The sequence below is a fragment of the Aquabacterium sp. A08 genome, assembly GCF_011742065.1.
The window spans coordinates 1-409 of sequence record NZ_JAAQQT010000085.1 but is presented as its reverse complement, the minus strand read 5'-3'; the positions used below and the strand labels follow the sequence as shown (position 1 = coordinate 409).

Below are 409 nucleotides of genomic sequence, written 5' to 3'. Positions count from 1 at the left end.
TGCGGCCGCGCCTACTCGCCGCGCTTCCTGTGGATGTGGCCCAACGCGCGCATCAGTGTCATGGGTGGCGAGCAGGCCGCCAGCGTGCTGGCCACGGTCAAGCGCGACGGCATCGAGGCCAAGGGCGGCCAGTGGAGCACGGCGGAAGAAGAGGCCTTCAAGGCCCCGATCAAGCAGCAGTACGAGGAACAGGGCCACCCCTACTACGCCACGGCGCGCCTGTGGGACGACGGCATCATCGACCCCGCCGACACCCGCCGCGTGCTGGCGCTGGGCCTGAGTGCCACGCTCAACGCCCCCACCCCGGACACCCGGTTCGGCGTGTTCCGCATGTGAGGGGCCGGACATGAGCAACCTGACCGTGACCGTGCAGGCGCACCGCGCCACCGTGACCCTGACCCGCGCCGAG

At 70.9% G+C, this 409-nt stretch carries 1 protein-coding gene; it reads left to right on the top strand.

The window, feature by feature from the left end:
* A partial coding sequence (locus HA630_RS00490; protein ID WP_305792595.1) for a carboxyl transferase domain-containing protein occupies nt 1-336 on the top strand: 336 nt, incomplete at its 5' end.
* Nucleotides 337-409: the final 73 nt, after the last annotated feature.